Source organism: Hyphomicrobiales bacterium (genome assembly GCA_017642935.1).
Classification (GTDB): Bacteria; Pseudomonadota; Alphaproteobacteria; order Rhizobiales; family MH13; genus MH13.
The window spans coordinates 1,723,859-1,734,149 of the sequence record JAEPOK010000001.1 but is presented as its reverse complement, the minus strand read 5'-3'; the positions used below and the strand labels follow the sequence as shown (position 1 = coordinate 1,734,149).

The following is a 10,291-nucleotide window of genomic DNA, read 5'->3' as shown; positions in this document are numbered from 1 at the left end:
TAGTGACATGAAACTCAGCACCACCTGTTGGACGATGCCGGCCTGCGCGTTGGAAGAATGCGCTGCCATCGCAAAAGCGCTGGCCATCCCTGCATTGGATGTCGGTTACTTCTATGCGTCTGCGCTCGACAAACAGGCGATCCTCGCTGATCCAATCGCAGAGGCCGAAAAGGCCAAAGCGGTCGGTATCACGATGCCCAATCTTTACCACCTCTTCGGCGACACACTGGATGGCCGCAACCTTGCGCTTGCCGGAACGCTGAATCAGAATCTGAAAGACCTGGAACAGGCGCTGACCTTTGCCGACGCCGCCGGCGTTGCCAGCGTGTTTGTGCTGCCCGGTGTGGTGAATCCAGGCCAGTCCCGCATGGATGCGCTGACGGTATCGGCTGAGAGCTTGAAAGAGATGAAGGCGCTCGCCGACGACCACGCGGCAAACTTATGCTTTGAGCCCCACGTCCACTCATTTGCTGAAAGCCCCGAGATGGCGCTCCGGCTGGTCGAGGCGTCTGGGGTCGGCGTGTGCCTGGACTACGCGCATTTTACCTGCCTTGGCTTTACGCAGGATCAGATCGATCCATTGGCGGCTCATGCTGTTCATGTGCATCTGCGCCAAGCCGTTCCAGGCAAACTGCAGGAGAAGTTCGCGCATGGCACGCTGAACTTTCCAGCGATGTTTGCGACGCTTCGGGAGGCCGGTTACGGCGGTTATGTTTCGATCGAGCCGGTCCATCAGGATTACATGAACACGTGGTTCGACGATAATCTCACCGAGATGGTCGCCTTGCGCGATTGCTTCAACGCCTGGAATGAGGGGTAAGGACAATGGCCGGTTATGCGTGGGTGCTTGAGGTTCGCCCTGGTTATGAGGAAGAATACAAAAAGCGCCACGATGAGATTTGGCCGGACATGCTGGAAGCGCTGCGCAAAGCCGGCATCACCAACTACAACATCTTCCGCCACGGACTGACCTTATTCGGCTACTTTGAGACCGCCGATCTCGAGGCGACCAAAGCTGCACTCGCCGATGATCCAGTGAACGCCCGATGGGCAGAATGGATGGGGCCGATCATGAAGATCGAAATCGACGAGCAGACCCAGTTCCCATTCCTGTTGCCCAAACAATTCTATATGGCTTGAAGCCATCCCACATCGTCTGAACACCAATCCAACAAAGAGAGATTTCCATGAAACTGATGCGTATCGGTCAGCCCGGCCACGAGCGTCCTGCCGCTTTGGATGCCGAGGGCAAGGTTCGGGACCTTTCGGGTCATGTCGAAGACATTGCCGGTGAGGCGATAACGCCACATGGGATCGCCAGGCTGCAGGCCATCGATCTTGCATCGCTTCCAGAGGTAGAGGCTGATCGCATTGGGCCGTGTGTTGGCGGCGTTGGCAAGTTCCTCTGTATCGGTCTCAACTATGCCGATCATGCAGCTGAAAGCGGCATGGACGTGCCGCCTGAACCGGTCATGTTCATGAAAGCGACCAGTGCGATTTGCGGCCCCAATGACGATGTTCTGGTGCCACGTGGCAGCGACAAATGCGACTGGGAAGTCGAGCTTGGCGTCGTTATCGGCAAGGGCGGCGTCTACATCGATGAGGCCGATGCCATGGACCACGTGGCCGGCTATTGCGTCATCAACGATATCTCAGAGCGTACCTTTCAGATCGAACGCGCTGGCCAATGGGTAAAAGGCAAATCAGCCGATACGTTTGGACCCATCGGGCCGTGGCTGGTCACGCGCGATGAAGTTGCTGACCCTCAAAACCTTTCCATGTGGCTGGAGGTTGATGGCACGCGCTATCAGAACGGCTCCACCAAGACCATGGTCTACGGGGTGCAGCATCTGGTGCACTATGTCAGCCAGTTCATGTCACTGCAGTCCGGTGACGTCATTTCGACGGGCACACCTCCGGGCGTCGGTATGGGCCTGAAGCCGCAGAAATGGCTAAATGGCGGCGAGACGATGCGCCTCGGCATTGACGGTCTCGGCGAGCAGCATCAGAACGTGCGCCGCGCCTAACGTGCATGACGGTGGACACTAGAAACGCGTTGCTCAAACTCAATCCAGCAAAGCCGCGTCGGCCAAGCGTTGCGAGTCAAGAATGAGCACGGTCTGAGCGTCTTCAAGCGCAATGATCTTCGCTTTGCGCAAGCGGGTGAAGGACCGGCACACCGTTTCGATCGTGAGCCCGAGAAAATCGGCAATATCGGAGCGCTTCATGGGCAGCACGATACGGGTCGTCGGCCCGTCTCGAAGCCCGGTGCGCTCCGCCATGACCTGAAGAAAAGAGGCGACCTTCTCGAGTGCGGATTTGCGGGCCAGCATCATAAAATGGTCCTGCATGGCGCTGATTTCATTGAGCGCCGCCCGCAACAATCGCGCATGCAGTGCTGGGTCACCGCTCCCATCTTCGAGCATCTGCCGGCGGTAAGCGACCACTTCGCCGGAAACCAGAACGTCGCAATCGGTATGGTGGAAAGTTCCATCTGGAAACCCGACCAAATCGCCTGGCAGGGCGAAGGCGATCACCTGCCGTGAACCGTTTTCCAACACACGTGTCAGACGCAAAAGCCCGCTGACGACTTCATAGATGTGATGGGCGTCGTCGCCTTCGTGAAACAAATGCTGACCGACGAAGACGTGGCGACGGGCGTGCGGTTGGACTTGTGGGCGGGATGCAACAGCGATATCGCAGATGACGTCTTGGTCATCGCTGGGGTTTGCAAGCGTGACGTACATACCAGGTGCCTCCAAGTTATATGCACGTTCACTAATGCATCTGCTTTGTCGCAGCCCTTTCCATGCGATTGTATCAAAGTGTATCCGCACGTCGGCCTCCAGCCGACGTCGCCAAAGTTCTTTTGACCACGTAAAGTCTGCCAATGGCCGAAAAGCACATTCTTGTTGTCGAAGATGACCCAAAGGTGCGTACGCTCCTGCGGAATTGTTTCGAGGCCGATGGTTTTATCGTCAGTGAATGCGACGATGGCAGCTGCGTTGACGCCGCTTTGCTAGGAAGCCGGCCTGATTTAATTACACTCGACATCAATCTGGCCGGCGACAATGGGCTGGATATCGCCCGCGACATTCGCAGCAAGTATGATGTGCCGATCATCATGATCACCGGAAAAGACGACCTCATTGATCGCGTCGTTGGCTTGGAACTCGGCGCTGACGACTACATCACCAAACCCTTCCATGTCCGCGAGTTGTTGGCGCGCGTTCGCTCGGTTCTGCGCCGCTACGAGGGCAAGAGCCGGCCCCCGGAAGCTGCAGTAGAGAAACCTAGGTCTGGGGACGATAGGGTCGATTTGGATGGTTTGACGATCGACCTCAACCAGATCCTCTTACACGACCGAGATGGACAGTTGTGCGATCTCACGACGGCGGATTTCAAGCTGCTGAAGGCGTTCCTGGAAAATCCCAACCGCCAGCTCTCACGTGACCGGCTGATGGATTTGATCGATGGACCCGCCTGGGTGCCGCTCGACCGAACTATCGACAATCAGGTTGCGCGCCTGCGCCGAAAGATCGAGCGCGATCCCTCGAGCCCGCGCCTGATCAAGACCATTCGTGGGATCGGCTATATGCTCACGTCTGCGGCGCAACCGCTGAGCTAGCTGCCGGCCAAGGCCGCAAAGATCGCTTCAGCCAAATCGGCTTGGCGATAAGGCTTACGCAGCACTGGATAGTCCGCGCCGATTGTCTTCTCGCGCAATACGTTTTCTGAAAACCCTGAGGTGATCAGAACCGGCAGGTCCGGATAATCCTTGGCCACCATTCGCGCCAACTCGTAGCCCGAGAGGGGACCTGGCATCACCATGTCGGTGAAGACCAGCGCGAAATCTGATTGTGATTGGATGAGCTTCCAGGCCGTGTTGGCGTCAGGCGCGCTGATGCAGCGAAAACCAAGCGCGCCGAGCCTGGCCTCGGTCAAGCGGCGTATCTGCGCATTGTCTTCGACAATCAGGATCGTCCGCTCCGATCCTTGCACCTCGTGCTCGGCGCGAGGCGCATTGGCGTCCAACCCTCCTTCCTCTTGTGCCTCAGCGGCCGGGAAGTAGAGGCTGACTGTCGTGCCCTGACCCGGCTCACTGTAGAGCGCGACGTGACCGCCAGCTTGTTTGGTGAAGCCGTACACCATGGACAGGCCAAGGCCCGTACCTTCTCCGACTGCCTTGGTTGTATAGAACGGCTCGAGCGCCAGCGCTCGCTGCTCGTCCGACATGCCTTCGCCGGTATCGCTCACCGACAAGCGTACGTAACGGCCGGCGGCGACACCAATCTCTTGTGCCAGATAACCATCGTCAATTTCGACATTGCTGGTTTCAAGAAAGATGCGCCCGCCCTCTGGCATCGCATCTTGCGAGTTGAGTGCCAGATTAAATATCGCCGTCTGAAGCTGAGTTGGATCGGCCTGCACCGGCCAGAGGTCGTCACCCATTGCCAGATCAAGCTGACATTGGGCGCCAATCGTATGCCGCAAGAGCGACACGGCGCTCGATAGTCCAGCGTTCAAATCAATCAACTCCAACCGCAACGGGCGTTTGCGTGCGAACATCACCAGTCGTGAGGTCAGATCCGCGCCGAGCTCGGCCGCGGCTAGCGCGTCGGCGATGATCTGATCGGCGTTCTTGGGCATATGCTCCAAGTCGAGCAATTCCAGATTGCCGATGACCACCGTCAGGAGGTTGTTGAAGTCGTGGGCAATACCGCCGGTCATCCGCCCAATTGCGTCCATCCTTTGAGATCGAGCCGCTGCTTCCTCGGCCGCCTTACGGCGCGTCAAATCGTGCATCATGGCGACAAACACGGTCTCTCCATCGACCTGCGCTTGGCCGAGTGCAATGTGGACGGGAAACAGAGAGCCGTCGTGCCGAAGAGCCTCAACCTCGCGGCCCTTGCCGATGACGTGAGCGGTTCCGCTTTCTAGATAGCGTTCGATGTAACCGTGATGCGGCTCGCGCATATCTTCAGGCATGAGCATGCTGATATGCATGCCAACCATCTGCTCGCTCGGGTGTCCAAACAAGGCGCCTGCAGCGGCGTTGACCCGCAGCATGGTGCCGTCGGCATCTGTGATGATGATGCCATCGACAGCCGCATTCAAAAGGGCGTTGAGCACCTGGTGATCGTCTGAAGGCGTCATACTATCCCTCCAACCAGACCGGCCGTCCGCTGGTCATTACCCGCCTGAACGATCGAGACCTAGCCATAAGAGCCTCGACGGGCGCAAGATTGATCAGCTGCAGTGTGCGCCAGGCCCTTAATGCCTTCTAGATTGTCCACCAAGCTCTCGCGCGGAGGTTGAGCCAGGTCAACCGGGGAATGTCGTAGCGATGTATTCCTGAGTGAGCATCAAATGAAAGCAAGCGCCCTTGTCTACGACCATTCAACGACCACCTTTCCTCGATCATCTTCCAGAAGATCTGCAAACTCATATCATGCGCCATGCCCGTCAGCAGCGCGTGAAGGCCGGCACGGAAATTTTCAGCCCTGGGAAGCCGGCACAGAACCTTTACCTGCTGATTTCGGGCACCTTGCGGGTGCAAAAACTCGCCGAAAGCGGCCGCGAGATGGTACTCTATCGCGTGCATGCGGGTGAGAGCTGCATTTTGACAACGGCCTGTCTGCTCGCCCATGAGGATTACGCCGCTACTGGTATTGCAGAGACCGATCTAGAGGTGATGGCCATTCCACAGGCCGTTTTCGATGAGCTGGTGGCGACCTCTGAAGCCTTTCGCGGGCTCATCTTCAAGGCCTATTCGCGCCGCATCACCGACCTCCTGACCGTGATCGAGGAGGTTGCCTTTCGCCGTGTCGATTTGAGGCTTGCTGCCAAACTGATTGATCTGGCCGGCGACGGCGATGATGTGCGCGCCACACACCAGGATCTGGCTATTGAACTTGGGACAGCACGCGAGGTTGTTTCCCGGCAGCTGCAAGACTTTCAACGCCGCGGCTGGTTGGCTCTTTCTCGCGGCATCCTCACGATCACCAACCGGGATGCCTTGGCCCGCTTTGCCCAGTCGGCCAACTCCATATCGGTGTGACACCATCGGTGTGACTTGGTCACAGACGGCTCGCCCTGAGCAACGCTAAAGCGGGTCCATCGAACTCAAGAGAAGGACCGCCGTTATGACCGTCAATATGGGAACCGCCGACCGAGCCATCCGCTTCATCGCAGGCCTTTTGCTCTTGGCCGCGCCCGTCATCGCCTCCTATCTTGGAGCGGCACTGGGCACGACCCTAACTATTGGCGCCGTTGTCATCGGCCTGGTGCTGGTTGGAACCGCCTTCATGCGCTTCTGTCCTGCTTACCGCATTCTTGGCGTCTCAACAGGACCGAAATAAAGTCATGGAAACTGAATTCACGCCCCTTGCTTCACTCGTCGGCGGACTGCTGATCGGCCTTGCCTCAGTGCTCCTGATGGCCCTTCGTGGGCGCATCTTTGGTGCCACGGGCATCCTAGCTGGTGTTCTCTATCCTGCTGACAGGTCCGATTGGACATGGCGTGCCTTGCTTCTGCTTGGCATGGTCACCGGCCCGTTGGTCTACATGCTCATGTTTGGCCAGATGCCTGCGATCGAGGTGCCCGTCGGACTAGGCGCATTACTGGTCGGTGGTTTCATAGTCGGCCTTGGCGTGACCTATGGCTCCGGGTGCACCTCTGGCCACGGCGTTTGCGGTATGGCCCGGCTCTCCCCGCGGTCGATCGTTGCGACGCTGACCTTCATGCTGACCACCGGACTGACCGTTTATGCCGTCCGTCATCTGTTCCCGGGGGTGATCTGATGCGTCACGTTCTTACCTATCTGATTGGCGTGCTTTTCGGACTCGGCATCTCGCTGTCGGGCATGGCGAACCCCGCCAAGGTCATCAACTTTTTTGATGTCGCTGGCACTTGGGATCCAAGCTTGGCCTTTGTCATGGGCGGTGCTGTCATCGTCGTCTTCATCGGCTACCGCATCGTTTTGGGCCGAGAGCGTCCGGTTTTTGAACCGGCCTTCGATGTTCCCACGCGGCGTGACTTGGACGCCCGTTTGATCGGCGGATCAGCCGTGTTCGGCATTGGCTGGGGCATTGCCGGCTTCTGCCCGGGCGGCGCGCTGCCCGCCCTCGGCACGCTCGATACGCGGGTCTTTCTGTTCGTCGCGGCGCTGCTTGCCGGCATCTTCGCCGCCCGTTTTCTCATGCGCCTGACAGCCGGTCGCGCAACCAGACAACCTGCCTAACGGCACACCCTCGTTTTTTCCTCCATTGAAGGAGATCAATATGACCAGTTCAACCATTCGTCCGGACGTCACGGCCTTTTTTGACGAGGCCACAAACACGATCAGCTACGTCGTCAAAGACCCGTCCTCTAACAGTGCAGCGATCGTCGATTCCGTCATGGATATCGACTATGCGGCCGGTCGGATAACGTTCGATCATGCTGACGCCATCATCGACCATGTGAAGAAACATGATCTAACCGTCGAGTGGCTCTTGGAAACCCACGTCCACGCTGACCACTTGTCCGCCGCTCCCTATCTGCAGGAGAAGCTCGGCGGCAAGATCGGCATCGGGAAGAATATCACTGTCGTCCAGGACACCTTCGGCAAAGTGTTTAACGAAGGCACCGAATTCGCCCGAGACGGCAGCCAGTTCGACAGGCTGTTTGAGGACGACGACACGTTCAAGATCGGCGCAATGAACGTAAAGGTTCTGCACACGCCTGGGCACACGCCTGCCTGTTTGACATACGTGGTTGGTGATGCCGCCTTCGTCGGTGACACGCTGTTCATGCCGGATGGTGGCTCAGCGCGCGCCGATTTTCCCGGCGGCGATGCTGGCATTCTCTACGATTCCATCCAGAAGGTCCTCGCCCTTCCCGAGGATACCCGTCTGTTCATGTGCCATGATTATGGGCCGAACGGTCGCGAAATCCGGTGGGAAACCACGGTCGCGCAGGAAAAAACCGAAAACATCCATGTTGGCCAGGGGCAGTCACGCGAAGAGTTCGTTGCGATGCGCAACGCACGCGACGCGACGCTCGCGATGCCCAAGCTCATCATCCCTTCCTTGCAGGTGAATATGCGCGCCGGTCAGCTTCCGCCAGCTGACAAGGATGGCAAGAAGTTTCTCAAAGTGCCGGTCAACACGCTCTAAGAGGCCCCTCAATGGAAATCCGTCGTTTGAATGAGAGCTTTGGCGTGAGCGATCAAATCACGCCAGCCGATCTGCCAAAGATTACCGAACTTGGCTTCAAGGCTGTGATCTGCAACCGCCCGGACGGAGAGGGCGCAGACCAACCTGCGTTCGAAACGATTGCCGAAAGCGCGCAACGCGTCGGTCTCGACGCCGCCTATGTTCCGGTCGCCCCGACCGGCGCGACGGTTACCGATCGCCTCGAGTTTGCACGACAGCTGCAGGCACTTCCCAAACCGGTGCTCGCCTACTGCCGCAGCGGCAATCGATCGACCAATCTTTGGCAGAGTCTCGATCCGGCTGAACGCCAGGCCGGATAACCCGATGTCTCCCCCCACATCTCACGGCCGCCTGCCGCATGTGTTTCCGATCCTGGCCTGGGGCCGGGCCTATAACCGTGAAGCCTTGATCGGCGACGGCATCGCCGCCGTGGTTGTGACAATCATGTTGATCCCGCAATCCCTGGCCTATGCCTTGCTGGCGGGGGTGCCAGCCGAGATCGGGCTCTATGCTTCGATGCTGCCGTTGGTCGCCTACGCGCTGTTCGGATCAAGCCGCACCCTGTCGGTTGGGCCGGTCGCCATAGTCTCTCTGATGACCGCAGCCGCGCTCGCCCAGTTGAACCTGCAGAGCACCACCGAAATCGTTGCGGCCGCGGCGGTTCTTGCGCTTCTTTCCGGCGTGATCCTCCTCGCTATGGGGGCGTTGCGTCTTGGTTTTGTCGCTAATTTTCTGAGCCACCCGGTGATTTCTGGGTTCATCACGGCTTCGGGCATCCTTATTGCGGCCAGCCAATTGAAACATCTTCTCGGCGTGCCGATTTCCGGACACACTTTGCCGGAAATCCTCACGGCGCTCGTAGCCGCCATTGATCAGATCAACCTGCCAACCATCCTTATCGGAGCGCTTGCGACGGCCTTTCTTGTTTGGGTACGCGGTGGGCTGGCGCGCGTGTTGTCAGGACTTGGAGTTCCGAAGGGCCTTGTTGGGCCGCTGGTGAAAGCCGGTCCCGTGTTCGCTGTGATTGCGACCACCTGGGCGGCCTGGCAGTTCGATCTCGCCAGTTTGGGCGTCAGCCTGGTCGGCGACGTGCCATCCGGACTGCCGCAATTGTCTGTTCCCACGTTCAACGCCGATCTGTGGTTGGCTCTTCTGGGGTCGGCGGCGTTGATTTCTCTCATTGGGTTCGTTGAATCGGTTTCGGTGGCGCAGACGCTGGCGGCCAAGCGCCGTCAGCGCATTGATCCCGACCAGGAGCTCATCGGTTTGGGCGCGTCGAACGTCGCCTCGGCGGTCTCCGGCGGCATTCCGGTGACGGGAGGATTCTCCCGGTCGGTCGTTAATTTCGATGCTGGCGCGCAAACCCCGGCAGCGGGCGCGCTTACTGCCATCGGGATTGGCCTAGCGGCCCTATTCCTGACTCCGTACCTGTTCTTCCTGCCCAAGGCGACGCTGGCTGCGACCATCATCGTTGCGGTCCTGACGCTAGTGGACCTCACCATTCTGCAACGAAGCTGGCGCTATTCGCGGGCCGATTTCGCCGCTGTGGCGATCACCATGGCACTCACGCTGGTTGTTGGTGTCGAAGCCGGTGTTGCCAGCGGCGTCATCCTTTCGCTTCTTCTGCACCTGCTGAAGACGTCGCGCCCGCACATTGCCGAGGTCGGACTGGTGCCGGGTGGCGAACATTTTCGCAACATTCTGCGCCACGAGGTCGAAACCGACCCGCAGGTTCTCAGCCTTCGCATCGATGAAAGCCTCTACTTCGCCAATGCGCGGATGATGGAAGACCACATCTACGCCCGCGTCGCCGATGATCCCGACGTGCGCCATCTGATCCTGATGTTTTCAGCGGTCAACGAGGTCGACCTTAGTGCGTTGGAAAGCCTTGAGACCATCAACGATCGTCTGCGCGACATGGAGATCACGCTGCACCTGTCGGAAGTGAAAGGTCCGGTCATGGACCGGCTTCGCCGTAGCGCGTTCCTTGATCATCTGACCGGGCGCATCTTCCTTTCGCAATACGAGGCTTTTCAAACGTTACGCCAAGTCCAGCCGCCTGCGGAACGTACGGCCGCGTAAGTCAGATCAC

13 protein-coding genes are annotated in these 10,291 nt (G+C 58.7%); 11 read left to right on the top strand and 2 right to left on the bottom strand.

What is annotated here, in order from left to right; all coding sequences use genetic code 11:
* Positions 1-7: 7 nt before the first annotated feature.
* From JJ917_08250 to JJ917_08240, 3 genes are read left to right on the top strand one after another with little or no spacing between them, the layout of a single operon-like run.
* Positions 8-820: a sugar phosphate isomerase/epimerase gene (locus JJ917_08250; protein ID MBO6698805.1), complete on the top strand. Its 813-nt coding sequence runs from the start codon at positions 8-10 to the stop codon at positions 818-820.
* A 5-nt stretch (positions 821-825) separates the two neighbouring features.
* Positions 826-1,140 carry an L-rhamnose mutarotase gene (locus JJ917_08245; GenBank protein ID MBO6698804.1) on the top strand — a complete coding sequence of 105 codons (315 nt, stop codon included), beginning with the start codon at positions 826-828 and terminating at the stop codon, positions 1,138-1,140.
* 47 nt (positions 1,141-1,187) lie between these two features.
* Complete coding sequence (locus JJ917_08240; GenBank protein ID MBO6698803.1) at positions 1,188-2,027, top strand: fumarylacetoacetate hydrolase family protein; 840 nt, start codon at positions 1,188-1,190, stop codon at positions 2,025-2,027.
* 39 nt (positions 2,028-2,066) lie between these two features.
* On the opposite strand, the gene JJ917_08235 is transcribed toward JJ917_08240, so the two are convergent.
* Entirely contained in the window at positions 2,067-2,747 is a 681-nt protein-coding gene (locus JJ917_08235; protein MBO6698802.1) for a helix-turn-helix domain-containing protein, read from the bottom strand.
* Between the two features lie 143 nt (positions 2,748-2,890).
* On the opposite strand from JJ917_08235, the gene JJ917_08230 reads away from it, so the two are divergent.
* On the top strand, positions 2,891-3,628 hold the full coding sequence (locus JJ917_08230; GenBank protein MBO6698801.1) for a response regulator transcription factor: 738 nt from the start codon (positions 2,891-2,893) through the stop codon (positions 3,626-3,628).
* Here JJ917_08230 and JJ917_08225 read toward each other — a convergent pair.
* Positions 3,625-5,157, bottom strand: a complete 1,533-nt coding sequence (locus JJ917_08225; GenBank protein MBO6698800.1) for a PAS domain S-box protein — start codon at positions 5,155-5,157, stop codon at positions 3,625-3,627. The genes JJ917_08230 and JJ917_08225 overlap by 4 nt on opposite strands.
* Before the next feature lie 295 nt (positions 5,158-5,452).
* Here JJ917_08225 and JJ917_08220 point away from each other — a divergent pair, with 295 nt between their 5' ends.
* The 7 genes from JJ917_08220 to sulP all read left to right on the top strand — a co-directional run bounded on the left by JJ917_08220 (position 5,453) and on the right by sulP (position 10,281).
* The gene (locus JJ917_08220) at positions 5,453-6,061 is read left to right on the top strand and encodes a Crp/Fnr family transcriptional regulator (protein ID MBO6698799.1); all 609 of its coding nucleotides are present in this window, start codon (positions 5,453-5,455) and stop codon (positions 6,059-6,061) included.
* A gap of 85 nt (positions 6,062-6,146) precedes the next feature.
* On the top strand, positions 6,147-6,362 hold the full coding sequence (locus tag JJ917_08215; protein ID MBO6698798.1) for a DUF2892 domain-containing protein: 216 nt from the start codon (positions 6,147-6,149) through the stop codon (positions 6,360-6,362).
* Between the two features lie 4 nt (positions 6,363-6,366).
* Positions 6,367-6,804 carry a YeeE/YedE family protein gene (locus JJ917_08210; protein ID MBO6698797.1) on the top strand — a complete coding sequence of 146 codons (438 nt, stop codon included), beginning with the start codon at positions 6,367-6,369 and terminating at the stop codon, positions 6,802-6,804.
* Positions 6,804-7,244 (top strand): YeeE/YedE family protein, encoded by a 441-nt coding sequence (locus JJ917_08205; GenBank protein ID MBO6698796.1) that lies wholly within the window; start codon positions 6,804-6,806, stop codon positions 7,242-7,244. The genes JJ917_08210 and JJ917_08205 overlap by 1 nt, the downstream gene beginning before the upstream one ends.
* 40 nt (positions 7,245-7,284) lie before the next feature.
* The gene (locus JJ917_08200) at positions 7,285-8,160 is read left to right on the top strand and encodes an MBL fold metallo-hydrolase (GenBank protein MBO6698795.1); all 876 of its coding nucleotides are present in this window, start codon (positions 7,285-7,287) and stop codon (positions 8,158-8,160) included.
* Positions 8,161-8,171: 11 nt separating this feature from the next.
* Positions 8,172-8,519, top strand: coding sequence for a TIGR01244 family phosphatase (locus JJ917_08195; protein MBO6698794.1), 348 nt, complete (start codon positions 8,172-8,174; stop codon positions 8,517-8,519).
* Positions 8,520-8,523: 4 nt separating this feature from the next.
* Entirely contained in the window at positions 8,524-10,281 is a 1,758-nt protein-coding gene (gene sulP, locus JJ917_08190; GenBank protein MBO6698793.1) for a sulfate permease, read from the top strand.
* The last annotated feature ends 10 nt before the right edge of the window (positions 10,282-10,291 follow it).